We start from the raw sequence: 26695 nt of genomic DNA on the forward strand, positions 1-26695 counted from the left end.
CGTGACTTCATGGTTCACGGGGTCCGATGTCCAGTGTGCTCCCTGCCCGAGATCAAGCGGTCGGACGGGGCGTGCGCGGCCGCCTATCGTGGAGGCATGGGAGAGATCGTCGTCGTGTACGAGCTCGACAAGGCGGCGGATACGCACGTACCGCGTGGCGATGAATGGCGCGTCCGCCGCGTGCACGCGGCGCCCACCGCCCCCGGGACACCCACCGCGACGGGACCGCGAACACTCTGCGGCAAGGACACCTTCGCCATGGAGACAACCGGCCGGAGGCTCGCCGAGCGCCCTGGGACGCAGTGGTTCCCCGAGGAGTACGCATCCGCGGTCTGCCCCGACTGCGATGCCGTGCTGGAGATCTGACCGGCGTGCCGGTTCCCTCGTGGCCACTGCGCCGCCGGCCGGGCGAGTCCGCTGCCGCCCCGCCGAAAAGAATGTACGGAGGGCGGCAACCCCCCGGCCACTCGCGCGTCGTGAGGGGTGAAGGGCGTGATCCCGCGCCCCCGGACCCAGTCGGGAGAACCACCGTGCAGAACCTGAAGCGCGCACTTGTCACCGCCGCCGCCACCAGCGCACTGGCCGCCGTCGCCGTGCCGGCGTGGGCGGCGACAGGACCGAGCGCGACACCGTCGACCGCGCCGAGCCCGGCTGTCACTGTCCCGCCGAAGGCCACACCCTCGGCCGCCCCCACCCCGACCGTCAGCGTCCCGCCGAAAGCCACACCCGCCCCGGTCACCAGCAGCGCCCCCGGCGCCGCGCAGCCCGCTGCCGAGCCCGAGCTCGCGCAGACGGGGGGTTCCGGCGCCACGAACGCCGCCATAGGGGCAGGCGCCGCCGGACTCGTCGCGCTCGGGGCCGGGACCCTGTTCGTCGTTCGGCGGCGCGCACATCGCTGACGTGTTCTCCCCGAAGAACCCTGTGCTGCTCCCCGCCCTGCCGTTCCGCCCCGCCGCGCCCGGAATCCCCCGGGTGCGGCCCGGCGGCGGGCGGGGCGTGCGCGCGGCACTGCGCGCCCTGCTGCTGCGCCGCGACCGCTCGGCCCCGCCCGCCGACCACCCGCTCGCACGCCGCCCGTCGCCCGTGGCCCCGTACGGCACCATGGCCCCGCAACCTCCCACCGTCACCGACCTCTACCACGCGCACCGCCTCGGCATGGTGCGCCTTGCCGTGCTCCTCGTCGACGACCTCGCCACCGCCGAGGACGTCGTCCAGGACGCCTTCACCGCCCTCTACCGCCGGCACGGCGATCACATCGCCGAGGTTGACAACGCCCTGGGCTACCTGCGCACCGCTGTCGTCAACACCTCCCGCTCGGTGCTGCGCCGCCGCAGAACCGCCCGCGCCTGGACGCCACCCGCCCCGGCCGACATCCCCTCCGCCGAGGAGCACGTCGTGCTGGACGAGGCGCACCGCGAGGTGCTCGCGGCGCTGAGCCGGCTCACCCCGCGCCGCCGCCAGGTCCTGGTCCTGCGGTACTGGGCCGACCTCAGCGAGGCCGAGATCGCCCAGACCCTGGGGATCAGCCGGGGGGCGGTCAAGTCGAACGCCAGCCGAGCCCTGGACGCGCTGGAACGGATCCTGGAGGGACGGATATGACCCACGACGCGGAACGCGAACGTCCCGTGGAACGCCGGCTCCGGCGAGCACTGGAAGCCCGGGCGGAGTCGGTCACCGTGAGAGATCTGCGTCCGGCCGCGCCGCCGCGCGCCACCCGGAGGTGGCTGGGGTCCACGGCGTCCCGGGCCGGCCTCGTCGCCCTGGCCGGCCTCGCGACCGCGGCCCTGGCCTGCGCCGCCTACCTGACGCTGGGCCCCGAAGTGGCCGACCCTCGCCCCGTCCCACCGGCCGTCCCACCCGGAATCACTTCCCCGACGCCCCTGCCGACCCCGAGCGCGGTCCCGAGCCCGGCGCGGAGCACGACGCCGAGCTCCCGGCCGAGCATCAGCATGCCCGCGAACGGGTGAGCAGAGCGGCGTCGCCTCGCCCGATCGATCGGCGGACGAGCACGTCGGAGGATCCCGTCAACGCGTCGTTTCCCGATCCTGCGTGTCTCCTCGGCGCGTCTCTTCGATACTGGCTGTGGCGGCCATCAGCGGCGGCAGCAGGATCGAAGCGCAGGAACTCCCCCAGGAGGAACCGTTGAAAATGCTCATCAACGTCCCGGAGACCGTCGTCGCGGATGCGCTGCGCGGGATGGCCGCCGCGCATCCCGACCTCAATGTCGACGTGGACAACCGGGTGATCGTCCGGCGGGACGCACCGGTCGCCGGCAAGGTCGCGCTCGTCTCCGGGGGCGGGTCGGGACACGAGCCGCTGCACGGCGGGTTCGTCGGGCCGGGGATGCTGGACGGGGCCTGTCCGGGTGAGGTGTTCACCAGTCCGGTGCCGGACCAGATGGTGCGGGCCGCCGCCGCTGTCGAGAGCGGGGAGGGGGTGCTGTTCGTCGTCAAGAACTACACCGGCGACGTGCTCAACTTCCAGATGGCCGCGGAGCTGGCCGAGGACGAGGGCGTGCGGCTCGCCACCGTGCTGGTCGACGACGACGTCGCCGTGACGGACAGCCTGTACACGGCGGGCCGCCGCGGCACGGGTGCGACCCTGTTCGTGGAGAAGATCGCGGGCGCCGCGGCCGAGGAGGGCGCCCCGCTGGAGCGGGTCGAGTCCGTCGCCCGCCGGGTGAACGCGTCCTCCCGCAGTTTCGGCGTCGCGCTCAGCGCCTGCAGCACCCCCGCCAAGGGCGGTCCCACCTTCGATCTGCCGCCCGGCGAGCTGGAGTTGGGCGTCGGCATCCACGGCGAGCCGGGCCGGGAGCGGCGGGCGATGATGACCGCGCGGGAGATCGCGGACTTCGCCGTGGGAGCGGTCTTCGACGACCTGCGCCCGACCGGCCCGGTCATCGCCCTCGTCAACGGGATGGGCGGCACTCCCCTGCTGGAGCTGTACGGGTTCAACGCCGAGGTGCAGCGGGTACTCGCCGAGCGTGACGTGGCCGTCGCCCGCACGCTCGTCGGCAACTACGTGACCTCGCTCGACATGGCCGGCTGCTCGGTGACGCTGTGCCAGGTGGACGAGGAGATGCTGCGGTTGTGGGACGCGCCGGTGCAGACGCCCGCCCTGCGGTGGGGACGCTGAGCCCCGCCCGCCCTGCTCCCCCTCCCGATCGATCCGACCCGAGGAGTCCTCGTGCTCGACGCCGCATTCTTCCGCCGCTGGCTGGCGGCCGCCGCCGCGGCCGTGAACCGTGAGGCCGACCGTCTGACCGAGCTGGACGCCGCGATCGGCGACGCCGATCACGGCAGCAATCTCCAGCGCGGGTTCGCGGCGGTCGTCGCGGCCCTGGACAAGGAGCCGCCGGCCGCGCCTGGAGCCGTACTGGTGCTGGCGGGACGGCAGTTGATCTCGACGGTCGGCGGGGCCTCCGGACCGCTGTACGGGACACTGCTGCGGCGGGCCGGCAAGTCCCTCGGCGACGACGCCGAGGTGAGCGCGGGGCAGCTGGCCGAGGCGCTGCGGGCGGGCGTGGCGGCCGTGGCGCAGCTGGGCGGGGCGAAGGCGGGCGACAAGACGATGCTGGACGCCCTGGAGCCCGCGGTGGCGGCGCTCGGCAACAGCACGGACTCGTTCGCCGCGGCCCGCGAGGCGGCCGAGCAGGGGGCGCTGGCGACGGTGCCGTTGCAGGCGCGCAAGGGCCGGGCCAGCTATCTGGGTGAACGCAGCATCGGGCACCAGGACCCGGGGGCGACGTCGTCGGCGCTGCTCGTGGCCGCGCTCGCCGAGACGGCGGAGGCGGCCGGATGAGCGAGGCGGGCAAGCGGGTCGGGATCGTGCTGGTGTCGCACAGCGCGGACGTGGCGCGCTCGGTCGCCGCGCTCGCAGGCGGGCTCGCGGGCGGTGGGGAGCTCGCGCCGGTCGCCGCGGCGGGCGGCACGCCGGACGGCGGCCTCGGCACCAGTTCCGAGCTCATCGCGGCCGCGGCGGCGGAGGTGGACCGCGGCGCGGGCGTGGCCGTGCTGGTCGACCTGGGCAGCGCCGTGCTCACCGTGAAGGCCCTCCTCGCCGAGGGCGGCGAACTCCCCCGCGGCACCCGGCTCGTGGACGCCCCGTTCCTGGAGGGCGCGGTGGCCGCGGTGGTGACCGCCTCCGCCGGGGCCGACCTGGACGCGGTGGAGGCGGCGGCCTCGGAGGCGTACGGGTACCGCAAGGAGTGACGGGTGGGGCGCGTGCGGCCGGGTGTGGCGAACGGCTCACCCGGCCGCGGGCCGGTGCACCCGTGCGCGGCTTGTGATGTCGCTGGTCGGCGCACTACTGTCACGGAGCCTTGGTGTTCGGGAAACCGGTGCGGTACCGGTGCGGCCCTCGCCACTGTGATCGGGAAGTCCGGCTCCACCCCCGCAGGGGAAGTCACTGGGCCACCGCGGGAGACCGCGGTACCTGGGAAGGCGGAGTCACGGGCGGCATGACCCGTCAGCCAGGAGACCGGCCAGGGCGCGTTGTCCATCCACGAGGTGCTGGAGAGGGTCTCCCGACCATGCATATAGCCGAGGGGTATCTGCCCCCGTTGCACGCCGCCGCCTGGAGCGTCGCGGCCGCCCCGTTCGTCGTCCACGGTGTCCGCGCCCTGACCCGCGAGGTCAAGGACCACCCCGAGTCCACCCTGCTGCTCGGCGCCTCCGGTGCCTTCACGTTCGTGCTGTCCGCCCTGAAGATCCCGTCGGTGACGGGCAGCTGCTCGCACCCGACCGGCACCGGGCTGGGCGCGATTCTGTTCCGGCCGCCGGTCATGGCGGTGCTCGGCACGATCACCCTGCTGTTCCAGGCCCTGTTGCTGGCGCACGGCGGCCTCACCACGCTCGGCGCCAACGTGTTCTCCATGGCGGTCGTCGGTCCATGGGCCGGGTACGGGGTCTACCGGCTGCTGCGGCGGTCGGGCGTCCCGCTGATGGTCGCCGTGTTCTTCGGCGCGTTCGTCGCCGACCTGTCGACGTACTGCGTCACCAGCGTGCAGCTCGCGCTGGCCTTCCCCGACCCGAGCAGCGGAGTCGCGGGGGCGCTCGCCAAGTTCGGCGGCATCTTCGCGTTCACCCAGATCCCGCTCGCGGTGAGCGAGGGGCTGCTCACCGTGCTGGTGATGCGGCTGCTGAGCCAGTCCAGCAAGGGCGACCTGGCTCGTCTCGGCGTCCTGGTCCCGGGAGCGAAGAAGGAGGCCGTGGCCCGATGAGCCGTCACGCGAGGATCAACACGCTGCTGTTGCTGGCCGTCGCGGCGCTGGCCGTCCTGCCGCTCGTGCTGGGGCTCGGCGACCACAAGGAGGAGCCGTTCACCGGTGCCGACGGCGAGGCGGAGACGGCGATCACGGAACTGGAGCCGGACTACGAGCCGTGGTTCTCCCCGCTGTACGAGCCGCCGTCGGGCGAGATCGAGTCGGCTCTGTTCTCACTGCAGGCCGCGCTCGGCGCGGGGGTGCTGGCGTACTACTTCGGCCTGCGCAGAGGACGCAGGCAGGGTGAGGAGCGGGCGGCGGCGCGGTCCGGCGCCCGCCAGGAAGAGGGTGCCGACCAAGCGCCCGGAGCCGCGTCCGACGGCGGGGACGCCCCGGCCGCGAAGCTGCCGTAGCCGCCGATGCTGCCGATCGACGCGGCGGCGCACAGCAGTCGCTGGCGCCGCCGCCATCCCTGTGAGAAGGCCGTGCTCGGGCTGGGTCTGACGGTGACAGCCGTGTGCCTGCCGCCCTGGCCCGGCGCCGTTCTCGTGGCGGCCGCCTCCCTCGCCGTCCTGCTGGGCCCGGCCGGGGTCGGGCCCCGGCAGCTGTGGCGGGCCTTCCGCATCCCCCTCGGGTTCTGTGTCACCGGAGCGCTGCCGCTGCTGTTCGCCGTGGGCGGCGCCGCCGGGCCGGTGACGTTCGCGCCGGACGGTCCCGAACACGCCGCGGCGTTGCTGCTGCGGACCTCGGCGGCGTCGCTCGGTGTGCTGCTGTTCGCGTTCACCACGCCGGTGTCGGACGTCCTGCCCCGGCTGGTGCGGGCGGGCGTGCCCCCGGCGGTGGTGGACGTGGCGCTGGTGATGTACCGGATCAGTTTCCTGCTGCTGGACGCGCTGAGCCGGGTCCGTCAGGCGCAGGCGGCCCGTCTCGGCCACACGAGCCGGGCGGCGGCGTGGCGTTCGCTGGCGGGGCTGGGGGCGACCGCGTTCGTCCGTGCCTTCGACCGGGCCGGCCGGCTGCAGGCGGGGCTCGCCGGACGCGGTTACGACGGCACGCTGCGGGTCCTCGTGCCGCGTACGTCCGTTTCCCGCCCGTTCCTCGCCGCCGTGGCCGCGCTGCTGGCCGGCATCGTGCTGCTCACCGTCCTGCTGGAAAGGTTCGTCCTGTGATCGTTGAGCTCATCGACGCCGGATTCGCGTACGAGGACGGACCCGCCGTGCTGAGCGGGGTCGGCCTCGCGCTCCCGGAGGGCCGCTCCACAGCCCTGCTCGGGCGCAACGGCAGCGGAAAGACCACCCTGCTGCGGCTGTTGAGCGGCGGACTGCGCCCGGTGACGGGCCATGTCCGGCTGGACGGCGAGCCGGTGACGTACGACCGGGCCGGGCTGACCCGGCTGCGGACGAGCGTGCAGCTGGTGGTGCAGGACCCGGACGACCAGTTGTTCGCCGCGTCGGTCGAACAGGACGTGTCGTTCGGCCCGATGAACCTTGGGCTGCCGGAGGAGCAGGTACGCGCCCGGGTCGACGAGGCGCTGGCGGCGATGGACATCGTGGCCCTGCGGGACCGGCCGACGCATCTCCTGTCGTACGGGCAGCGCAAACGGGCGGCTATCGCGGGCGCGGTGGCGATGCGGCCGCGCGTGCTCATCCTGGACGAGCCGACGGCGGGGCTCGATCCGCACGGGCAGGAGCGGCTGCTGGAGGTGCTGGGCACGCTGGCCGCGAACGGTACGACGGTGGTCATGGCGACGCATGACGTGGACCTCGCCCTGCGCTGGGCGGACGACGCGGTCGTGCTCACGCCGACGGGCCTGCGCACGGGCCCGGTCGCTCAACTGCTCGCGGACCAGGGCCTGCTGGAGGCGCCGTGCCCCACGGCCGCCAGGCCGTAGGGGGAGCTTGAGGACACCGCGCGAAGCGCGGTACGGGGCCCGCGGCGAAGCCCCGAAGCCCGCGCCCGCCAGGGCGCAGGGCCACGGGGGTCCGGGGCCTGTCCCGGTTTTGGGAAGGGGCGGGGGAGGGGAACGTGAGGACCACTGCCTTGCATACAGGAGTTCTTCGGCGAGGATGGCCTGAAGCGCTCGACCTTGCCGTTGTGCCGGGGCATGTAGGGCTTGGTCCGCTGGTGTCGGGAGGCCCACGAGATCAGGGAGCGCGCGAAGGCCGCGGCGCGGTAGTTCGCGCCGTTGTCGGTGACCACACGCACGACCCGGTGGATGCCGTGGGCTGCGAAGAACGCGCGGGCCCGGCTGAGGAACGCCACGGTGGTGGCGGCCTTCTCGTCGGCAAGGGGCTCGGTATAGCCCAGGCGGGAGAATCCATCGACGGCAGAGTTACGCCCGACCTTCTTGACGTCCAGGTGGACCGTGTGGCCCGGGTAGCTGGCCACGATCCGTTTCGGACGCGCTGGTCGAGCCGTCGGGGTCGAGGAAGCGGCGTTGGTTGATGCCAGGCGCGCCAGCCACCGGCCTACAGTGCGCTCGCTACGCACACCTTGGCTCACGAGTTCAAGGGTAATCCGGCGGGTGGACCACTTGTTGTCCCGCCGCAACTGCTTGATCCGCTCGACGACATCGGGCGGGATCTGGGTCGGTGAACACAGCGGGACGCTCGGACGGTCCCGCAGCCCGGCTTCGCCGTGCGTGTCGTACCGGTTCTTCCACTTGGACAGGCCGGCGCGGGAGACACCGGCCTCGGCGGCGACGTGCGAGATCGGACGGGTACGGCAGCGCTCCACAAGCCGCCGGCGTCCCTCGATGTTCAAAGGAGCGTTCGCATGTGTCACCGCAGCACCTCGGTACTCCGGCCGGCCGCGACGACGGTGAGGAGGGGGAACGCGATGAGCAACGCGACCGCGACGAGAAGTCCACTCGCCCAGAGCGGCCCGAGGACTCCGGCTTCAGTGCCGAGCGTGGCCGCAGCCACAACGGGGCCGACGGCGGCACCCACGTTGAGCGCCGCCGTCGCATAGGAACCGGCCATAGTGGGGGCTCCCGCAGCCTCGTAGAGGACCCGCGTAATCAGCGTGCTGCCCAGCGCGAACGACAGCGCGCCCTGCACGAACACGAGGGTGACAAGGGCAACCGGCTCGTTGGCCAGCATCGCCAGAGCCGGCCAGCCGATGAGCAGCAACGGACCGCCGACTGCGATGACCGGACCGGGATTTCGGTCGGACAGCCGTCCGGCGACGGTGACGCCCACGAAGGAACCGGCACCGAAGAGCACCAGAGCGACAGAGATCCACAACTGGCCCAGCCCGGCACTGTCGGTCACCACGGGGGCAAGAAAGGTGAGGCTGCCGAAGGTCGCCGCGTTCACCAGCGCTCCGAGCAGCATCACCAGGATCAACCGCGGCCGGGCGAGCTGGGCGAGCTCCGCTCGCAACGCCAGCCTGCCAGTCGCCTCATCCTCATCACGTCCTGCTGGGATGCCTTTCGGGATGCCGAGAGCGGCAGGCAGGCAGAGAACGGCGACGGCCCAGAAGGTGGCCCGCCAGCCGAGTGCCGTGCCGAGCACCGACCCACCAGGGACACCGGCGATCGTGGCCACCGTCGTGCCCGACAGCAGCACGGCCAGCGCGCGTCCCTTCCTGTCGGGTGAGACCAGCCCGGCCACAGCCGTCAGAGCGACGGCAAGGAACCCCGCATTCGTGAGCGCGGCGACGACCCGGGTAGCGAACAGGACGGGGAAGCTCGTCGTGACGGCGCCCAAGATGTGAGCTGCCGCGAACACGAGGACGAACCCGAGAAGGACCGGGCGCCTGGGCCAGTTGCGGGCAAGCGCGGCCACCAGGGGAGCGCCGACGATCATGCCGATCGCGAAAGCCGAGGTGAGCACGCCTGCTGTCCCGACGGTGGCGTCGAAATCCGAGGCGATGTCCGGCAAGAGGCCGGCGAGCATGAACTCCGAGGTGCCCATGGCGAAGACCGCCAGGGCAAGCAGGTACAGCGGGAGAGGCATCGAGTGGCTCCGAGGTGAGGAGAGGCACGAGAAGGTCATCTCGTCACCGCGGCCAGCCGCGAGCGCACACTCGTCCCACCACAGAAGGCGGCGCGACGACAGGGCTACGAGCTCAGTGCTGCAGGGGGCTGACGGCGTGACCGAAAGCCCCCACCTTGTCTGACTCAGGACTCGACATGGCCCGCACGCTACCCGACCGCTGCCCGTCGAAGCATCCTGGTTTCACAGGCATCGGCCTGCGTCACCAACGTCCTGTCCCGCAACACCTAGGTCCCTGGCAAGCCACGCAGAACACCTCTGACAAGGCGCCGGCGCCCTTCTCCGGTGCTGCCGGGGAAGGGCGCTGTGTTGTTCGCCTCCGTGTTTTACGAGTGGTCGAGGATCACGCGCTCCGTCTCGGTGTAGTCGATGCGGGTCTCGGCTCCGGTGGTGTGCGGGTAGCGGACGAAGGCCGAGCCCTCGCCGGAGAACGGGCCGCCGGGTGCGTTGGCCAGCTGGTCCTTGGGCGAGCCGCCGCGGACGATCAGGGTGTCACCCTGCGGCGGTGCGGCCGTGTTCGGGGGACCTGAGTTGACGGACAGCAGGGCGCTGACTGTGTCCATGGCGGTGATGTCCACCGTGTCCCGGCCGCCGCGCGCGCTTACGCCGATCCGCTCGGTCTGGTCGGTGGTGATCTCGAGGCCCAGCAGACCCTGGACCCGGAGCAGGGTCAGCAGGTCCACGGTGCCGAAGACCGAGTCGGCCCCGGTGGTGCCGACGATGGTGACCTCGTCGTCGCCGCCGTCGGGGTTGACTGCCACATCTCCCGTGACTCCGGTGAAGTTGAGCACCTGAGCAGAGTTGGACCGGGTCAGCCGCCCGCTGTTGGCACTGGTCGGGGTGAATGTGAGCGACTCGTCGCCCGCACCGCCCTGGATGGCGACCTCGTGGCCGGCCGCGTCCAGGTGTACCACGGGGATACCGCGGATGCCGACGAAGCCGCCGGGGACGCCCGGGTAGCCGGTCACGGTGTTCTGGTCGACGTCGACGACGAGGTCGGCTGTGGCGCCCGTGAGCGTGAGCGACTGGTTGGCGATGGTCACCGCGAGGGACGGTGACGGGGCGCTGACGTTGCCCGCGAGGTCCTCGAGCCGCACGGCGAAGTCGTACGTTCCGTCGTCAAGCGGATCGCTGACGACCTCGTACTCACCGGCCGGGGTGATGGTGTCTTTCCCGACCACGGTGGGCCCGGTGGCGGACGGCGGGTCGGCCGTCAGCCGCACCAGCGCGTTCGGTTCGACCGGTGAACCCTGGAAGGCGGGCTCGGTGATGGTCGTGATGTTGTCGATGCTGTTGCCGCCGGTGTCGCTCGACGAGAGCAGGTCCGGGGCCGCGGCCGGTGTGGCCGGTGCCGTCGTGTCGAGTGTGATCCCCAGCCGGTGGGCGCTCTCCGGGCCCGAGCCGACGACGTGGGCGGTGCTGGGAACGGCCGGGTCGTCGGACGGGTCGACGGTGATCACCTCGGCGGTGATCAGGTTCTCCCCCTCCGTCAGGACAGGGTCCAGGTCGATCGCGTACAGGCCCGGCTTGGTGACCGGGTTCACGGGCTGTGCGAAGCCGACGCGCTCGCCGTCGCGCTCCACGGCCACCTTGAAGCCGGGGGCGTCGTCTACGAGGGTGGACGTGCCGTTCTCCGGCGACAGCGGGATATTCGCGGTCCGCAGGTCCGCGTCGTCGACCCGGAGGAAGAGCTCCGGTCCGGTGGTGCTGGTGACGTCGTCGTTGTCGAACCGGCCCGAGTCGGACTCGCGCTTGAGGTCGAGGCCGAAGGGTTCGGGGGCCTCGCGGTTGACGACGGAGAGGTCGTACGTCGCCTGCGGTGGGTCGGTCGGCGAGGCGTCACCCGGCTTGGTGGGGTCGGTGATGCCGCTGTCGCTGACCACGATGAAGTACGGCTCGTCCTCGATGACCGGGATTGCGAGCCTGCTGGTCGAGCTGCCCGGCCTGATCGTCGCCACCGTGCCTGTCGCGACCCTGTTGCCGAACTTGTCGTACGCGCGGACCTGGAGCCCGGAGATCACCTCGTTGAAGGCGATGTCGGCGGCCAGGTGCCCGGTGTGGCGGGGTGCGATCCGGAAGAAGTCGACGTCGGTCGCGCTGTGCAGGCTGAGCCGGCCCCCGTTGAACCGGTCGTCCGAGCCGAGCGCGGCGGCGACGGCCGTGTCGATGGACTCGTTCGGTTCGAACGTGTCGGGAAAGGCCCCGAGCAGCGAGAACGTGTCGTAGTACGTGGTCTGGTTTCCGGCGGCCGGGTTGCCGCCGGTCGGCGGGGTGGCATTACCGGTCCAGGTCGCATAGCCGACGCCGTCGACCGTCCACACACCGTTGTACTCGCCGATGCGCAGAGTCTGCTCGGGGTCGGCCGGCCGGGCTGGGCAGGTCGGCCCGAAGCGGCACCGGGCGTTGAGGTCGGGGTCGAACGGGGCGTCGCTGACCCTGAAGTCCTGCGACCAGGTCAGTCCGCCGTCCCGGCTCGCCGTGCCGTAGACCTCGAGCAGGAAGTTGTCGTTCCCGTTCGGCCCGGTGCCGCCGTTCCGCTCGCCGCTGCGGGTGTCGTACCAGTGGGCGACGATGTTCCCGTCCTGGTCCAGGTGCGCGGTGGGCATCACCGCGAGGGTCTGGCCCGGTCCGTGGTCGATCCTGGTGGGCGGGCCGAAGGAGACGCCGTTGTCCGTGGAGCGGGCGATGCGGACGTCACCGTCGTCGCCGTTCCCGAAGTTGTCGTTGGGGTCGTCGTTGGCGACGACGTAGACGTTGCCCGGCCGGGCCGGGTCGGGCAGCACCCACGGCTGCATGGAGCCCTGGAGCCAGAAGTCGGTCCCCGGGATCTCACCCCCCGAGTTGTCCTGCACGTTGCAGGAGACGCTCGCCTGTCCGGGCCCGAACGCGGAGGTTCGCTGCGGAACGGCACCGGCGGCAAAGTCGGCCCCGCCGGAGCCGTCGCGGAGGAGCTGTACTGTGCCCGCCCCGGGCGCCCCGTCGGTCCCCTCGTCGCAGATGTCGGCGTGATAGGCGACGTAGAGGTCGCCGTTCGGACCGACAGCCGCGTGGGAGGGCCAAGAGTTCCCGTCCCCGGCTGTGGAGAGGACTTGCGGCGCCGACCAGTTCGTGGCGCCGCTCTCCAGGCGGGAGAACTGAATCTCCCACGGGGTGCCGAGGTCCGACCAGACGACGTAGAGGTTGTCCCGGTAGGGGCTGGTGGGCGTGGCATCCGCCACCAGCCACTGCTTGTCCTGGTTGTTCGGGCTGTTCGCGCTCACCTGGACGGGTGTGTAGGTCTGGTTCCCCGTCGTCGTCAGGTCGTTGATCTGGCCGACGCCCACTCCGAACCGGTTGGGGGTGGTGTTGAAGCTGGTCGAGAGATGGGTGACGAACAGGCTCCCCTGTGAGTCGAAGGCGAGAGACGGGTCCCCCGAGCACGGGACGGTCGACGTCCGCGTGATCGGGAAGCCGTCCTTGCCAAAGTTGTTGTCGATACGGATCGTGCATCCCCGCATGACGGCGACCTGCGATGGTTTGCGAGGATTCACCGTGGCGTTGTGCGGCTCGAAGCCGGTCTCGAGTGCTTGGTCCTGACCTGCCCATGCGGGGGCGGGTCCGGCGAAGACAAGCGCCTGCAGTACGAGGAGAATGCTGCTGACGATGGTAAGGGCACGCCGTTGCCTGCAGTTGTTCAACATGCGTCCCCCTGTCTGGCTCTGCTCATCCCTCTCCTTCCGGTCCAGCGACCGGCGGGCGGTGCTGATCGCCCGCAGACAATGGCAGCCCGACGCCGTTCCTTCAGGAGGGCCCTCGGCATGGGGCACCGGAATTCACCAAGATCACCGACATAACCACCCGTGCGGAGCAGGCGCCCAGGGCGCTCTCAGCGGATCAGTGCGGTGATTCTCAATAAGCGGTCCGTGTCACGCCGCAGTATCCGCTGACGCACCGTTATGATCACCGGCGCATGGTAAGGAATTCGCTGCGCGGCAGCGCTGTCCCGACGAGGAACGAGGTGTCGTCTTGGCCGTTCGGGACAAGACTGCAAGCATTGGCTCGAACCGGTTGGAGCAGCTGCACCTGGCGGTGGCAAAGCAGGCCACCGTCGAGATCCTTGAGCCCCGCGACACCCTCACGCTCAGCCGACGCCTGAACGGCATCAATCTCGACCTGGTCAACGAGGACCGCAACTTCACCGGCCTCAAGACCGGTCAACGATCCCGTGGGGAACTATTCGTGCCTCGGGACCTGCAGGCACAAAGATCCGCTATCGCGTGCGCACTGGACGCGACGTCACCGGAACTCCGGAGTGGGGTGAACTGGCCGGACAGGCACCGCTACGCGTCGTCGTCGGGCTCGTCGTCGACGGGTGCCGGCGAGTAACCTTCGCCGCCAACAGATGGTGACGGTCCCCTCCGTCCATATGGCGTCCACGCCCGGCTGCACGCCGTCGAAGTACGACTGCCTTTCGCTGGGCGTCATCCCCAGCATCGCTGTTACCGTGAGGAAGACCTCAAACCATGTCGGTTTGCGGTTTGGTTTCTTGCCACCTGGAGGATGGCGTCCGGCGGAAAAGGTCTTGTAGATAGGGGACCGCCAGTCGACCTCTTCCGGTTGGGAACGGCCTGCATGGTTCCGTGGGCGAGCATCTGAACGTTCCGGTTTTCCGGCGTCACGTTGGCGAGAACGCGTGGGGCTCAGGGGCGAGTCGCACCGAGCGGCCGTCCTGGCGGGGGATCGGTGCATGTCGCCCCACTCTGACTTCTCGGAAGACCCGCTACTGCCTGCCGGGGGCGGCCACTACCGGAAGCGGTGAGTACTGGTATTCGCCTTCAGCACGGCTTGCTGCCAGTACGGTGCTGATGCGAGCTGGTGAACGGAGGGATCGCGGTGCGGGGATCGGGGCTGGGTTCAGGGCTGGCAGCGACGACGGTGGCAACAGTTGCTCTCGGACTGTTCGTCAACTGGGCGTGAGGACGGTCCCAACCGATGGACGTGGACGGTCGCCGCCCTGGCCACCGCGGGCCTCGCCGGCATTCTGGCAACGCCCAGTCTGGTCGCCCGGATCCTTCGCCGCCGTGCGGTGGACATCAACATCGCAAAGCCGCGGCACCTGCAGGTCGAGCCAATCGGCGCCTGTTGGGCGCTGCCCGATCCGTTGACCCCAGCGGACGCCGAATGCGCTACCAGGGCAGCTCGATCGAAGCGATCCCCGAGAGATGGGTACCGAGCGATCGATCGGTACCTTTACGACCGCGGAGGCGCCGAGGTCAATGTCACCGAGCGGCGTATCACGTTCCAGGGAGCGGAACTCCCGGCAGTCGTCACCGGCATGCGTGCCGAGGTCCGTGCAAGGACGAATGTGCTGACGGGGACGTTCGTCACAGTCGGGCTGGGAAGGGGCGAGGAGCCGCTCCGGATGGAGCTGGACCTGGACAGCGATCAGCCGGCGTCTGCCTGGTTCGAAAAACAGGTGATCACCGTTTCGCCAGGCGAGAGCGTCGTCGTCCACCTCAGAGCCACGGCGGTTGCCTCCTCCCGAAGCCATAATCCACGTCGCGATGATCGACCTCATAAGCCGACGGCTCACCCGGGAATCCACCCCGAAGTCGCCTCGCGCCAGGACGATTCGCGCAGCAGGCGCAGGCCGTTGAGGGCGACCAGGACCGTCGAGCCTTCGTGGCCCGCCACGCCCAGGGGCAGCGGGAGGTGGCCCGCGAGGTCCCACACCACCAGCACGCCGATGCACACCGACGCGATCACGAGGTTCTGCACCACCAGCCTGCGGGCGCGGCGCGAGAGGGCCACCACGGCCGGGACCGTGGCCAGTTCGTCCCGTACGACCACCGCGTCCGCGCTCTCCAGGGCGAGGTCGGAACCCGCGCGGCCCATCGCGATGCCGGTGTGGGCGGCGGCGAGCGCGGGCGCGTCGTTCACGCCGTCGCCGACGATCAGCACCCTCTCCCCCGCCTCCTGCCACCCGCGCACGGCGGCGACCTTCTCCTCGGGGAGCAGCCCGGCCCGTACGTCCTCGATGCCCGCCTCGCCGGCCACCCGGCCGGCCGCGCGGGCGTTGTCGCCGGTCAGCAACGTCGGCGTGCGGCCCGTGAGGCGGGCGAGGGCGGCGACCGCCTGCGGCGCCCCGGGCCGGAGCCGGTCGTCGACGGCGAGCACGGCCACCGGCACCCCGTCGGCCTCGACGACGACGGCCGTACGGCCCTCCGCCTCGACCTCGACGGCCGCCGCGCAGTCCTCGGCGAGCAGGGCGGCGGGGCTTCCCACGCGTACCGTACGGCCGTCGACACCCGCCGAGACGCCGCGTCCGGGAGTCGATACGAAGTCCGCAGCCACGGGCAGCCGTAGCCCGCGTTCACGCGCGGCCGCGACGATCGCGCGGCCGAGCGGGTGCTCGCTGTGGACCTCGGCGGCCGCGGCGAGGGCCAGCGCGCGGTCCTCCGTGACACCCGCGTCCGACAGCACACGGACCTCGGCGACGCGCGGCGAACCCTCCGTCAACGTGCCGGTCTTGTCGAGCGCGGCGCGGTCGATCTCGCCCAGACGCTCCATCGCCACGGCGGACTTGACGAGCACTCCATGGCGTCCGGCGTTCGCGATGGCGGACAGCAGCGGCGGCATGGTGGCGAGCACGACGGCGCACGGCGAGGCGACGATCATGAAGGTCATCGCGCGCAGCAGGGTGCTCGTGAAGTCGGCGCCGAAGGCGAGCGGCACGGCGACCAGGGCGAGCGTGGCGAGCACGACCCCGGTCGAGTACCGCTGCTCGACCTTCTCGATGAAGAGCTGGGTGGGCGCCTTGGTGGCGCTCGCCTCCTCGACCATGGCGACGATGCGGGCGACGACCGACCGGGCGGCGTCCTTGTCGACGCGGACGCGCAGGGAGCCGGTGCCGTTGAGGGTGCCCGCGTAGACGGTGTCACCGGCGCGGCGGTCCACGGGCAGGGGTTCGCCGGTGATCGTGGCCTGGTCGACCTCGCTCGCGCCGTCAAGGACCGTGCCGTCGGCGGGCAGCCGCTCCCCCGGCCGTACGAGGACGGTGTCGCCCACCCGCAGGTCGGCGACGTCGACCGTCTCCCACTCCTCGGGCCGGTCGCCGGCGAGGCGTGCGGCACGGGCCGGGGCGAGGTCGAGCAGTCCGCGGACGGAGTCGGCGGTGCGCCGGGTGGCGAGCGCCTCCAGCGCGCCGGAGGTGGCGAAGATGACGATGAGGAGACCGCCGTCGAGGTACTGCCCGATGGCCGCCGCACCGATCGCCGCGACCACCATCAGCAGGTCGACGTCGAGGGTCTTCTCCCGCAGGGCCTGAAGGCCCGCGAGGCCGGGTTCCCAGCCGCCGGCCGCGTAGCACAGGGCGTACAGCGGTCCCCAGGCCCAGGCGGGCGCGCCGGCGAGGTCGAGCGGCAGGGCGCAGAGGAACGCGGCGGCGGACAGGGCGGCCCAGCGGACCTCGGCCAGGGCGAACAGCCGGGTCCGCGGCCGGCCCGGCGGTGCGGGCGGCGCGGCCGGCCGTGCGGTGGTCGCGGGCGCGGGCGCGGTGGTCGGCGAGGTCGGGGGAACCATCGGGACACCTCTTTCGGGGCTCCGTGCAGGGCGGAGCCGTCTGGGCTGACACCCCTCACGATAGCGGAACACATGAAGAGGTATTCATTCGTACGCCTGACACCACGGCTACGATGTGCTGCATGGGACACGGAGTCAGCGGCGGCATCACACCGGCCGCGCACCTGGACGCGGACTCCGCGGCGACGATCGCCGCCACTCTCCAGGCCCTGGCCACCCCCTCGCGGCTGATGATCCTCACGCGCCTGCGCCAGGGACCCTGCGGAGTCACGGAACTCGCGGATGCGGTCGACATGGAACAGTCGGCGGTCTCCCACCAGTTGCGCCTGCTGCGCGCCCTCGGTCTGGTCACGGGGACCCGCCAGGGCCGCCGGATCGAGTACAGCCTGTACGACACGCATGTCGCCCAGCTCCTGGACGAGGCGGTCTACCACATCGAGCATCTGCGCCTGGGAGCCCGCGACCTGCCGGAGCCGGACGCTTCCGAGGACACCGCCGACCGCGCCTGACGCCCTGCCGGGAAGCCCGGAGGACCAGCCGGCCGGCCTCGTGTGCAGCGACACCGACACCCGCCCCAAGCACAACGTCGGCCTTCACGACCTCAACGGGTCATGAAGGCCGACGTCACGCCCGCCCCGGATCACCCACGGTGTCGGGAGTGGCGGGGACGGACTGTGTGCGAGGGATCAGCCCAGCGGGCGGGCGTTCCAGACGTAGGAGGAGACCTTCTTACCGCCGTTCACTCCCGCGACCGTGTCGAACCGGAAGTGCACGCCGTTGTATACGCGGCTGATGGCGTTCTCGGCGGCGGCGGAGCTGAAGGAGCTGAGGTGCCGGGTGACGCCGCGGGCGTTCGGGTCGTCAGTGGTGCCCTCGTAGGGCATGGTGTCGGTCCCGAACCAGTTCTTCATGATCCCGGCCCAGGTCGCACCGAAGGTGGAGTGGCCGGACTGGTAGGCCGGGAACGGCGGCGAGAAGTGCACGCCGTTGGCGTCCTTGGACGTGGGCAGCCAGTTGGGGTCGCCGACGGTCTTGGCGTTGTAGTCGTTGTCGGCGTTCTGGACGGCGCTCTGCGGGCGCCAGAGGTCGAAGTCGGTGTTCCACTTGGCGTCCCAGGCGACGATGGCCGCGTCGGCGAGGGCGATGGACAGGACGCCGAAGAGCTTGCCGGTGTAGAAGGAACTGGCCTTGGGCTTGTACTTGTTCAGGACGACCATGGTGTGGTCGTACTGCTGACCCGTCGGCTTGTAGCTGCCGTTGACGTCGTTGGCCCAGAACCGGGCGATCTGGGTCTGGTCGGCGGTGCGTACGGTGGAGTTGGCACTGCCGAGGGTCTTCACCTCGTTCAGGGCGTCGGCGTAGATGTCACTGGACAGCAGGGCCTCGGCGGTCTCGTGGCCGCCGGGCTTGGCCGGGCGGAACTGGTCGGAGGACGCGATCACCCAGGGCTTGACCTTGCCCCAGTTCGGGCCGCCGGCAGGCACGCCCGGCGTGGTGGGACGCCAGTGGCCGGGCGCCAGGTTCGGCACGTACGGAGTGGTGTCCGCCGAGCCGTCGGTGGCTCGGTGGCTGATCAGCGCCTTGGCGATCTTCGTGCCCTGGATCTTGCCGAGCTCCCGGTCCCTGGCCGTGGCGGAGGTGGGAAGCGCCAGGGCCGCGGCGAGGTCGTCGTCCAGGTTGACGGTGGGGAACGCCTCCTTCAGGGCCGTGTAGGCGGCGTAGTCGATCGCCGGGTCGAGAGCCCCGTACTGGCGGTACAGGTCGCGGGAGCGGCTGAGGTAGGGCTTGCCGACCGGGTAGATGGAGTTGACGGTGTCGTAGACGGAGATGTTCAGCAGGGCGCCGCCGCGGGTGATCGGGCCGGCGATGCCGCCCGCCTCGCGGGTGGCCTGGAGCATGGCCCGCTCCCAGAACAGGACGTGGTCGGGGCCCTTCTTGTCGGCGACCTCTGCGGGGACCGACTCGACCGGGTTGACGGTGTAGTAGCCGGGCACCTCTGTTTCCTCGGCGACAGCTGCCTGGCCGGGGACGAGGGCAGCGAGGCTGCCGATGGCGATCGCCGCTATGAGGGCGGTCCTTGCGCGGCGGCGCGAGCCGTTGGACTTGGGCATGCCGATGTCCTTTCCAAGATCCGTGTGAGGGCGTACCCGCGCGCCGGTCGGCGTGTGCGGGGTGTGGGAGGCTGCTGCCGGTAGGTGCGTCGGCCGCCGTCCCGCAGATGAAGCTAGTTGCCGGCCAGGACAGTTGGCGGGAGCCTCCTCGATGCGAGGAATCGGCACTGATGATGGAGCCACGTCCCGGGCACGGTATGACCGCTTCTTCGCGACCGTGTTGGCGCCCCCGAGTCTTCGCGACCGGTCTTCGGCCGTTTCCTCGCGGCCGTTTCCTCGCGGCCGTTTCCTCGCGGCCGTTTCCTCGCGACCGGATTCCCGCGCGATCACGACGGAAGGGGGCTCCGCGCGTCGGCGCGGAGCCCCCTTCGGGGTGATGCCGGTGTCACTGCACGGTGGCACGCAGGGCGGCGTTCTCGGCCTCGAGTTCGGCGAGGCGCCGGTAGAGGTGCGCGTGCGCGTCCTCGATCTCCTGCGCTGTGTAGCGGGGAGTGATGTGCTGCGGGCAGTTCCAGTCGTACGCCTCGACGGTGATGAGGACGACCCGCTCCACGACGGCACGGTAGTCGGCCGGCGTCAGGGCCCGGAGGAGCTCGGGGCCGGGGTCGTCATCGGTGACGGCGGTGCCCAGGATCTTCAGCCGGATGCGCTGGGGATAGTCCATGAGCAGGAGGGCCACCCGATTGTTGCCCTGGAGGTTGCCGGTGGTGATGTACTGCCGGTTCCCACGGAAGTCGGCGAAGGCGAGCGTGGTGTCGTCCATGGCCCGCAGGAAGCCCGGCGGGCCTCCCCGGTGCTGTACGTAGGGCCAGCCGCTCTCGCCGGTACTGGCGAGATAGAAGCTGTCTCTGGTGGTGATGAACTCGATCTCGTCGCCGCTGAGCCGGTCTGCCTGCGCCGGCCCCGCTTCGATCCGGGCGTATGCGGTGCGGCTGCCGTGCCGCTGCTGTCGGGCACGGACGGAAGGGGTGAACGCGAGCTGGGCGTAGCGGCTGGTCACTGCGGCCTCCTGGGCTGGACGGCGCCGATGGCGGTGGTCACCACCAGTACGTGGGGTAGCGCGGTGTCACGCCGGTACGCCCGACGAGAATGCCGACGACGACCAGGACGACCGTCGCGCCCGCGAGGACCGGCAGGAACGGAATCGCTGACGGCTCCTGGGCGACGACGATCACCGCGGTGGCGGCGGCGGGCGAGTGCGGTGTGCGGCCGAGGGCCATGACGCCGAGGGCCAGGCCGCCGGCCGTTGCCGCGGCCCAGGCGGAATCACCTGCCACGGCCAGCACCGCGAATCCGGTGAGCGCGGAGAGCAACTGACCGCCGATCACGCTCCGCGGCTGGGCCAGGGGAAGTGCGGGTGCGCCGAAGACCAGGGCGGCGCTGGCCGCCAGCGGGGGGATCAGCCACACCTGGTCCAGCAGCGCGCCGAGCCCGACAAGGGCGAGCAGGGCGAGCACGGAACCTGTGGTGGCGACGGCGATGACGGCCAGGGCCGGCCGCTGGGGGGCTCGGCTCGCGAAGCGTCGCTTCTTGGTCGTCGCGTCGGGCGTCGCGGGGGTGGCCGTGACGGTCTGGTCGGACATCGACTCTTCTCCAGCAGGGTGGGCGGGACGGAGCGAAGGGGTGTGCCCGCGAGTACCGCCGCACGGGAGGGAACGGCGGCACTCGCGGGCGGGGGAAGAGGCGACCGGGCCCGGGGGTGCCCGGTCGCCCGCGGAATCGCGCGCGGCCGGGCCGCCGCCGGGGCGCGCCTGGCCTCCGGCCACGGGCCGCGGGCCGCGCGCCCTCTCGGCCCGGTCTACTCAGCCGGCGTGGCTGACCACCGGCCAGTCGATGTCGACCTCGGCGGCCTTGTTGAGGTAGTTGGTGAACACGTTCAGCGCCACGTTGCCGATCACCTCGGTGATCTCGGCGTCGTTCAGACCGGCCTCGCGGGCGGTCTTGAGGTCGCTCTCCTCCACGCTGCCGCGCGTGCGGACCAGGGCGGTGGCCAGCTTGAGAACGGCGGCGGTCTTGGCGTCGCCCGACTTGGCGTGGCGGGCGCCCGCCGCCTCCGCCTCGCTCAGGCCGGCGAGGTTCGTGGCGATGTAGGTGTGTGCGGAAAGGCAGTAGTCGCAGGAGTTCTCCTGGGCGACGGCGAGCGCGATGCCTTCGCGGATGCCGACCGGAAGGGTGCCGGCGCCGAGCGCTCCGGAGAACTCGAGGTAGGCCTTGAGCACGGCCGGGCTGTTGGCCATCACCTTGGTCATGTTCGGGGTGACGCCAAGGGCCTTCTGGACCGCAGCGAGGAGCTCGGCCGCGGAGCCCTGGGCGGTCTCGGGCTCAATGATCGGCAGGCGGGACATGTGGTCCTCCGGGGAATCGACAACCATCACACTTGTAACGGTTGCTTCGCGTCTCTGACGTTAGAACCATGACACAGACTTCTTACGGTTGCAAGGCGGCCTTACCATCAAGGGGTGAAACTGGAAGATCTTCAGGGCGGTGGCGCCCCCACGCTGGGCGAGCCGCTGCCGATCGAACTGGGAAACGCCACGTATGCGGTACGTGGCCAGCTGGTCGACGGGCTGCAGACGGTCGAGCACGTGGCCGCCTGGTTCCGGGACAACCGGCACCGGTTCGCCGTGCCGCTCGACGACAGGGACCTGCTGCGCACGAACGACCGGGACCTGGCGGCCACCCGCGCCCTCAGGGATGCCATCCGCACCCTGACCGGCGTCGCCGTCGGGGGTGGCGACGCACCGCAGGAGGCGGTCGAGACGGTCAACCAGCAGGTGCGGGCGGCGCCGCGCTGGCGCGAGCTGTCCTGGGGCGGGGGACCGCGGGCACTGGCGTGCGGATCGGTCGACCGGCTGGCGACAGCTCGTGCCGAGATCGCCCAGCAAGCCGTCGACCTGTTCGGCGGTTCGGACATCGCACAGCTGAGGGCCTGTCACGCACCGGGCTGCGTGCTCTACTTCCTCAAGGACCACCCGCGGCGGGAGTGGTGTTCGGCGGCCTGCGGCAACCGCGCCCGGGCAGCACGTCACTACGAGCGGACCCGGAAGACCCCCTGACACCGCAACGCCGGCCCTCCGGCGGGAATCGGCCGAGTGGCCGTTCCCGGGGCCGGCGTTGCGCTGCCGTCACCGCTCAGGAGGCCGGCGGAACTCCTCGCCCGGCCGGCCCGGCACCGGACAGCACGCGGCGCGGAGCGGCCGTGGCCGGCGGAGCGCCAGGGGTGCCGGTGCGCGATCCGTGGCGGGTCGCGACCGCCAGGCACGCCGTCACCAGCACGATGTTCTTGATGATGTACTGCCCTTCCATCGTGGGCAGCAGCGGTGAGCCATGGGCCCACACCACATCCGGCGCGATGACCAGAGTGGCGAACACGCCCGCCATGTGGACGAAGAACACCGCCAGCACCGTGCGCAGCAGCCATCCGGTGATCAGACCGAGGCCGATGCCGACTTCCATGACGGCCAATAGGGGCCGACTGACCTCGGCAGGCACCAGCCCGAACGAGAGAACTCCCATGCACCGGGTGGCGATGTCCTCCGCGGGGCTCGTGCCCGGGACGAATTTCAGGATGCCGAACCAGGTGAAGACGACTCCTACGCTGATCCGCAGGGCGACGTCACTGAAGGGGCGGTAGCGCGCGGCGAGGGCCTCCGTTCCCGCCGCCACGCGTCGGCGGGAACGTTCCAGGGCAGAGTTCATGCGACCCGTCCTTCGGTCGTTCGGGATGTGTAAGCCGGAATGCAGGAGAGCGGCCGACGGCAGATACGCCCGTGCGGCCGCGGGAAGGTCACGAGGCGGCGGCGGGGCCGGGTATCGGCCACCAGCGCGTCCGCCGGACGGCGGCGGCGGCGGACCGGTCGCGGGCGGGCCGCGCGTCCTTCGCCTCCAGGACGCTAGTCAGCCACTGAGGTCTCCGCCGCTCGAGTCCTGGATGCCTGCCATCGGTCCGGCCGATCCGCCTACGCGATGACCCCGGCCCCCGTGTCGCAGACCCAACGGTCCCGTGAACACTTGCCCGCGCGCCGGAAGTACCGATCCGGCCAATCCGGCGGACCGTGATGCTGCGTGACATCTGCCGGCCCGCGTTCCGTCGGTCCGGCCCTCCTCGCCATAGCTAAGGAGGGAATCCCGGCCTCCGCACCTGGCCCCCACAGGAGGGCCGATCCTCCGAAAGCGCACTGTCACTGAAGGTGATTGATACGGACCCGTGCGGTCCAGCGTCGCCCGCGAGTCGCGTATTGCCAAGGGCACGTTCCCCATGCCAGCATCCCTAACGGCAAGATGTCACCTCATTCATTAGAATGGGGGTGGGTGGCCTTTGCCATGGGGGGAGAGCAATGGATTTGACGATGTACCAACTGAGAACCTTCTGGGAAGTCGCCAGAACGGGAAGTCTCACCAAAAGCGCCAGGAATCTCGGCTATGCCCAGTCGAGCGTCACCGCACATATCCGCACGATTGAGAATCGCGTGGGCGTATCACTGTTCCAGCGACTTCCGCACGGGGTCCGCCTGACCGCGGCCGGGGAAGTATTCCAGTTATACGTCGGCCGCATATTCTCCGTCGTGGACGAAATGTCCGCGGCGCTCAAGGCCAACGGGGAGGCCACCGGGCGCGTCGTCGTGGGGTCGACCGCGCTGCTCATGGAGTACGAGATGGGGGAGCTCGTCCGTGAGTGCCGGTACCGCTATCCCGGCGTTCAGGTCTCCCCCAAAGTCATGACCGCCACCGAGGTCGAGACCGCGGTCGCCACCGGCGAGGTCGACATCGGCCTCACGCTCACCATCGATCCGGCCGATGAGGTTCCGCGTGTCCCCGGCATCAGCCGGCAGTCCCTGTTCAAGGTGCCGCTCGTGCCGGTCGGGGACCCATTGCCGGCCCCCGGCTCCGACCCGGAGGTCGGACGGGTGCTCGTCGTCGACCCCGACTGCGTCTCCCAGGAGGTCCTGCTGCACCACCTCAGGGCCGAGCGCGGTATCAACCCGCCGATCATGGAGGCCGGTTCCACCCGCAGCGCCATCAGCCTGGCCAGGGCCGGACTGGGCGTCGCCATGGTCCCCGAGGTGGCCGTCGAGCAGGACCTGGGATGGGAGGGCCTGGCCGTGGTCGAGGACCTGCCGCGCACCGACGCCTACGTCCAGGCCCTGTGGGCCGGCACGACATGGCTGCCGCCGGCCGTCTCCGCCTTCCTCGAACTGGTCCGCAAGACTCCCGGCGCCGCCGCCAGACAGGCCCTTGGAGTCTGACGGACCGCTGTACGGCATTCACCGGCCGGTGTGCCGTCCCCCACGGGACGGCACACCGGCCGACGTCTTTCCGGCTCCCCGGATTTCGGCACCGCGCCGGAGATCTCGAAAAAGCCGATTTCTGTTATCGGCTCTTACCGAAAACAAGCGGCGGAACACGACCGTAGGGTGAGGAGCGCGAATACGCAATCGAACAGTCCTTTCGAAACCGGGAGAGTCGCATGAACGGCGTCCAGTACATCCAGAATGTATTTCGCAATGGCTTCGAAATCGACGAGGTGGACTGGGTGGCGTGGCAGGAGCCCGGACGCGTGGGCGTCGAGCACCACGTTCTCTGGGCGCCGGACGCCGCTCAGGGCGAGGACTCGGTCGGCCTGCTGCTCCGCTTCCCGGCCGGCGCGCACGGCGACTACCACGAGCACCTCGGTTTCGAGCTGATGCTCGTCCTCGACGGCACGCTCGACCACAGCGACGGCGCCAGCTAGGCCAAAGGCGACCTCGTCGTGGAGGGACCCGGGACGCAGCACCAGATGTCCAGCCGTACGGGCTGCACCGTGCTGGCCATCCGGACCCGTCCCGCCGCCGCCCGTACCCCCGAGCGGGCCATCCGCCCCGTCGGCGCGGCCGCCGGCGCCTGAACCGATCGCCTCGTCCAGCCCCTCTCGTCCAGCCGTCCCGTTCGACCGAGCTTGTGAGGCTCCGCCATGCCCGCCCCCGTCCTTCCCACCTCAACACCGGTACGCCCCGCACCGCCTGCGCGACGTGTCGTGGTCTCGAGCGTTTCCTCCGACTCCCACACCTGGAACCTGGTGTTCCTGCAGCTCCTTCTGGAGGAGACCGGGGCGGAGGTCGCCAACCTCGGCGCCTGCGTCCCGGACGACCTGCTGCTGGCCGAGTGCCGGCGGCTGCGCCCGGACCTCGTCGTCATCAGCAGCGTGAACGGCCACGGCTACCTGGACGGCCGTCGGCTCATCGCCCGTCTCCGGGCGGAGGCCGACCTCGCGGACCTACCGGTCGTCATCGGCGGCAAGCTCGGCACCCAGGGCCCGGGTGACGGGGCCCTGGGCGCCGGCCTGCTCGCCGCGGGTTTCGACGCCGTCTTCGACGAGTCCGGTGGCGTCGAGGAGTTCCAGCGGTATCTGGAGAACCCCAGGGCACTCGTCTCCGGCTGCGTCGCGTCATGAGCGCCCATCCCCCGGTCCGTCTGGGGCGGTTCGCCACCGCAGTCGCCCAGGCCCGTGACGCCGGTGAACTCCTCGTCCAGCCCCGTATGGGCTTTCCCACGCTCACCGGGATGGGCTCCGGGCTGCGGGCGGTCGCCCGTGCCCGGGCCCGTACGGTCGGCACGATCACCCTCGACAGCTACACCCGCGTGGGAGACCACGACTCCGCCCGCCGGGCCCTGGCCGCGGGCGCCGACCTCAACGGCTTTCCGATCGTCGCCCACGGGGCCGGCGCCACCCGCGCCATGATCGCCGGTGCGTGGGCCGGGAGCCTGCCCATCCAGGTCCGCCACGGCACCCCGCTGCCCCTCGGCGTGGTCCGCGCTCTGGTCGACGCGGGCCTGGACGCGACCGAGGGCGGGCCCGTCTCCTACTGCCTTCCCTACAGCCGTACTCCGCTGGGCGAGGCCGTCCGCGCGTGGGCGGAGGCGTGTGAACTCCTCGCACACCGCGTTTCCGGTGCTCACATGGAGAGCTTCGGCGGCTGCATGCTGGGCCAGCTGTGCCCACCGTCCCTCCTGGTGGCGCTGTCGGTGCTGGAAGGACTGTTCTTCCGTCAACACGGCCTGCGGAGCATCTCGTTGAGCTACGCCCAGCAGACCGACGACACCCAGGACATGTACGCCGTCCGCGCCCTGCGCCGGCTGGCGGCCCAGCATCTGGCCGACACCGACTGGCACGTCGTGCTCTACACCTACATGGGGGTCTTCCCGCGCACCGCCCACGGCGCCCTGGAGCTGCTCCGCCGCAGTGCCCGGCTGGCCGCGCACACGGGCACCGAGCGGCTCATCGTCAAGACCCCCGCCGAGGCACACCGCATCCCCACCATCGAGGACAACGTGGAGGCCCTGGAGGAAGCCTGGGCCGCCGCACGAGCCGTGCCCCGCGCCGCCGCCCCGGCGGCAGACGACCAGGAGGGCGAGCCGGAACTCGGCCTGGCCGTCCACCACGAGGCGAGCGCACTGATCAACGCCGTGCTCGAGTTGCACCCCGACATCGGGCGGGCACTGACCGAAGCCTTCAGGCGCGGCATCCTCGACGTCCCGTACTGCCTGCACGCCGACAACGCCCAGCGGGCCCGCAGTTACATCGACACCCACGGCCGGCTTCGTTGGCTGGCCGTCGGCCACATGCCGCTGACGGTCCCGCGGCCCGCCGGCACGCCCCGTCTGCGGGCCCAGGACCTGCTCGGCATGCTCTCCCACGTCCAGGGGGCCTTCGACCGACAGGCGCTCACTGCGCAGCGCCTGCGCGCCCGCCACCTGTCCGCACCCGACCCTGCCCGGCCGGCAGCCGCCACGGCCACGACCAGCCCGATCTCGGCAGACCCCTGACGGGCGCCGCCACCGCCACC

Annotated in this window: 26 protein-coding genes, 2 pseudogenes and 1 riboswitch; of the genes and pseudogenes, 19 read left to right on the forward strand and 9 right to left on the reverse strand. The window is 71.2% G+C overall.

Translation table 11 applies throughout. The features are described from left to right. The first annotated feature begins 96 nt into the window (after window positions 1-96). The 10 genes from ACLB9X_RS04505 to ACLB9X_RS04550 all read left to right on the forward strand — a co-directional run bounded on the left by ACLB9X_RS04505 (window position 97) and on the right by ACLB9X_RS04550 (window position 7094). The gene (locus ACLB9X_RS04505) at window positions 97-366 is read left to right on the forward strand and encodes a hypothetical protein (RefSeq protein ID WP_410358896.1); all 270 of its coding nucleotides are present in this window, start codon (window positions 97-99) and stop codon (window positions 364-366) included. Window positions 367-530: 164 nt separating this feature from the next. Further along, entirely contained in the window at window positions 531-899 is a 369-nt protein-coding gene (locus tag ACLB9X_RS04510) for a sortase-dependent protein (protein WP_410358897.1), read from the forward strand. 64 nt (window positions 900-963) lie between these two features. Further along, the gene (locus tag ACLB9X_RS04515) at window positions 964-1599 is read left to right on the forward strand and encodes an RNA polymerase sigma factor (RefSeq protein WP_410359139.1); all 636 of its coding nucleotides are present in this window, start codon (window positions 964-966) and stop codon (window positions 1597-1599) included. Window positions 1600-2142: 543 nt separating this feature from the next. Next, window positions 2143-3135 (forward strand): dihydroxyacetone kinase subunit DhaK, encoded by a 993-nt coding sequence (dhaK, locus tag ACLB9X_RS04520; RefSeq protein WP_410359140.1) that lies wholly within the window; start codon window positions 2143-2145, stop codon window positions 3133-3135. Window positions 3136-3186: 51 nt separating this feature from the next. Then, window positions 3187-3801, forward strand: a complete 615-nt coding sequence (gene dhaL, locus ACLB9X_RS04525; RefSeq protein ID WP_410358898.1) for a dihydroxyacetone kinase subunit DhaL — start codon at window positions 3187-3189, stop codon at window positions 3799-3801. After that, window positions 3798-4211 carry a PTS-dependent dihydroxyacetone kinase phosphotransferase subunit DhaM gene (locus ACLB9X_RS04530; protein ID WP_410358899.1) on the forward strand — a complete coding sequence of 138 codons (414 nt, stop codon included), beginning with the start codon at window positions 3798-3800 and terminating at the stop codon, window positions 4209-4211. The genes dhaL and ACLB9X_RS04530 overlap by 4 nt, the downstream gene beginning before the upstream one ends. A 94-nt stretch (window positions 4212-4305) precedes the next feature. Then, a riboswitch (cobalamin riboswitch) is annotated at window positions 4306-4503 on the forward strand. A gap of 28 nt (window positions 4504-4531) precedes the next feature. Continuing rightward, window positions 4532-5221 carry an energy-coupling factor ABC transporter permease gene (locus tag ACLB9X_RS04535; protein WP_410358900.1) on the forward strand — a complete coding sequence of 230 codons (690 nt, stop codon included), beginning with the start codon at window positions 4532-4534 and terminating at the stop codon, window positions 5219-5221. Next, entirely contained in the window at window positions 5218-5616 is a 399-nt protein-coding gene (locus tag ACLB9X_RS04540) for an energy-coupling factor ABC transporter substrate-binding protein (protein ID WP_410358901.1), read from the forward strand. The genes ACLB9X_RS04535 and ACLB9X_RS04540 overlap by 4 nt, the downstream gene beginning before the upstream one ends. A 6-nt stretch (window positions 5617-5622) precedes the next feature. Continuing rightward, window positions 5623-6372 (forward strand): cobalt ECF transporter T component CbiQ, encoded by a 750-nt coding sequence (gene cbiQ / locus ACLB9X_RS04545; RefSeq protein ID WP_410358902.1) that lies wholly within the window; start codon window positions 5623-5625, stop codon window positions 6370-6372. Next, window positions 6369-7094 carry an energy-coupling factor ABC transporter ATP-binding protein gene (locus ACLB9X_RS04550; protein WP_410358903.1) on the forward strand — a complete coding sequence of 242 codons (726 nt, stop codon included), beginning with the start codon at window positions 6369-6371 and terminating at the stop codon, window positions 7092-7094. Before cbiQ ends, ACLB9X_RS04550 begins: the two co-directional genes overlap by 4 nt. A 135-nt stretch (window positions 7095-7229) precedes the next feature. On the opposite strand, the pseudogene ACLB9X_RS04555 reads toward ACLB9X_RS04550, so the two are convergent. The 3 genes and pseudogenes from ACLB9X_RS04555 to ACLB9X_RS04565 all read right to left on the reverse strand — a co-directional run. Next, window positions 7230-7987: pseudogene (locus ACLB9X_RS04555) on the reverse strand (helix-turn-helix domain-containing protein); the annotation flags it as partial. Next, a complete protein-coding gene (locus tag ACLB9X_RS04560; RefSeq protein WP_410358904.1) occupies window positions 7984-9162 on the reverse strand; it encodes a Cmx/CmrA family chloramphenicol efflux MFS transporter in 1179 nt (392 codons plus the stop codon). The pseudogene ACLB9X_RS04555 and the gene ACLB9X_RS04560, both read right to left, overlap by 4 nt. Window positions 9163-9527: 365 nt before the next feature. Next, entirely contained in the window at window positions 9528-12698 is a 3171-nt protein-coding gene (locus ACLB9X_RS04565) for an Ig-like domain-containing protein (protein ID WP_410358905.1), read from the reverse strand. A 550-nt stretch (window positions 12699-13248) separates the two neighbouring features. Between ACLB9X_RS04565 and ACLB9X_RS04570 the strand changes: the two genes are divergently transcribed. After that, window positions 13249-13566: a hypothetical protein gene (locus ACLB9X_RS04570; protein WP_410358906.1), complete on the forward strand. Its 318-nt coding sequence runs from the start codon at window positions 13249-13251 to the stop codon at window positions 13564-13566. Between the two features lie 1203 nt (window positions 13567-14769). On the opposite strand, the gene ACLB9X_RS04575 is transcribed toward ACLB9X_RS04570, so the two are convergent. Continuing rightward, entirely contained in the window at window positions 14770-16761 is a 1992-nt protein-coding gene (locus ACLB9X_RS04575) for a heavy metal translocating P-type ATPase (RefSeq protein WP_410358907.1), read from the reverse strand. Window positions 16762-16883: 122 nt separating this feature from the next. On the opposite strand from ACLB9X_RS04575, the gene ACLB9X_RS04580 reads away from it, so the two are divergent. Then, window positions 16884-17270 (forward strand): ArsR/SmtB family transcription factor, encoded by a 387-nt coding sequence (locus tag ACLB9X_RS04580; protein WP_410358908.1) that lies wholly within the window; start codon window positions 16884-16886, stop codon window positions 17268-17270. A 177-nt stretch (window positions 17271-17447) separates the two neighbouring features. Here the strand turns inward: ACLB9X_RS04580 and ACLB9X_RS04585 are convergent, their stop codons facing one another. The 4 genes from ACLB9X_RS04585 to ACLB9X_RS04600 form a co-directional block, all read right to left on the reverse strand. Beyond that, on the reverse strand, window positions 17448-18872 hold the full coding sequence (locus tag ACLB9X_RS04585) for a vanadium-dependent haloperoxidase (RefSeq protein WP_410358909.1): 1425 nt from the start codon (window positions 18870-18872) through the stop codon (window positions 17448-17450). A 385-nt stretch (window positions 18873-19257) separates the two neighbouring features. Continuing rightward, complete coding sequence (locus ACLB9X_RS04590; protein ID WP_410358910.1) at window positions 19258-19872, reverse strand: pyridoxamine 5'-phosphate oxidase family protein; 615 nt, start codon at window positions 19870-19872, stop codon at window positions 19258-19260. Window positions 19873-19909: 37 nt separating this feature from the next. Next, window positions 19910-20455, reverse strand: a complete 546-nt coding sequence (locus tag ACLB9X_RS04595) for an HPP family protein (protein WP_410358911.1) — start codon at window positions 20453-20455, stop codon at window positions 19910-19912. A 219-nt stretch (window positions 20456-20674) separates the two neighbouring features. Then, window positions 20675-21244: a carboxymuconolactone decarboxylase family protein gene (locus ACLB9X_RS04600; protein WP_410359141.1), complete on the reverse strand. Its 570-nt coding sequence runs from the start codon at window positions 21242-21244 to the stop codon at window positions 20675-20677. Between the two features lie 87 nt (window positions 21245-21331). Here ACLB9X_RS04600 and ACLB9X_RS04605 point away from each other — a divergent pair, with 87 nt between their 5' ends. Beyond that, window positions 21332-21928, forward strand: a complete 597-nt coding sequence (locus ACLB9X_RS04605) for a CGNR zinc finger domain-containing protein (protein ID WP_410358912.1) — start codon at window positions 21332-21334, stop codon at window positions 21926-21928. A gap of 76 nt (window positions 21929-22004) precedes the next feature. Here the strand turns inward: ACLB9X_RS04605 and ACLB9X_RS04610 are convergent, their stop codons facing one another. Beyond that, window positions 22005-22571 carry a DoxX family protein gene (locus ACLB9X_RS04610; protein WP_410358913.1) on the reverse strand — a complete coding sequence of 189 codons (567 nt, stop codon included), beginning with the start codon at window positions 22569-22571 and terminating at the stop codon, window positions 22005-22007. A gap of 650 nt (window positions 22572-23221) precedes the next feature. Here ACLB9X_RS04610 and ACLB9X_RS04615 point away from each other — a divergent pair. From ACLB9X_RS04615 to ACLB9X_RS04640, 6 genes and pseudogenes are all read left to right on the forward strand, one after another. Then, window positions 23222-23389 (forward strand): annotated as a pseudogene (locus ACLB9X_RS04615) (LysR family transcriptional regulator); the annotation flags it as partial. 57 nt (window positions 23390-23446) lie between these two features. Then, complete coding sequence (locus ACLB9X_RS04620; protein WP_410359142.1) at window positions 23447-24118, forward strand: LysR family transcriptional regulator substrate-binding protein; 672 nt, start codon at window positions 23447-23449, stop codon at window positions 24116-24118. 221 nt (window positions 24119-24339) lie between these two features. After that, window positions 24340-24603 carry a cupin domain-containing protein gene (locus tag ACLB9X_RS04625; RefSeq protein WP_410358914.1) on the forward strand — a complete coding sequence of 88 codons (264 nt, stop codon included), beginning with the start codon at window positions 24340-24342 and terminating at the stop codon, window positions 24601-24603. A gap of 18 nt (window positions 24604-24621) precedes the next feature. Further along, window positions 24622-24756, forward strand: a complete 135-nt coding sequence (locus ACLB9X_RS04630) for a hypothetical protein (RefSeq protein ID WP_410358915.1) — start codon at window positions 24622-24624, stop codon at window positions 24754-24756. 129 nt (window positions 24757-24885) lie between these two features. Further along, a complete protein-coding gene (locus ACLB9X_RS04635) occupies window positions 24886-25302 on the forward strand; it encodes a cobalamin B12-binding domain-containing protein (RefSeq protein ID WP_410358916.1) in 417 nt (138 codons plus the stop codon). Continuing rightward, window positions 25299-26675 carry a methylaspartate mutase gene (locus ACLB9X_RS04640; RefSeq protein WP_410358917.1) on the forward strand — a complete coding sequence of 459 codons (1377 nt, stop codon included), beginning with the start codon at window positions 25299-25301 and terminating at the stop codon, window positions 26673-26675. Before ACLB9X_RS04635 ends, ACLB9X_RS04640 begins: the two co-directional genes overlap by 4 nt. Window positions 26676-26695 lie beyond the last annotated feature (20 nt).

The sequence above is a fragment of the Streptomyces sp. 5K101 genome (assembly GCF_046506645.1).
Lineage (GTDB): Bacteria > Actinomycetota > Actinomycetes > Streptomycetales > Streptomycetaceae > Streptomyces.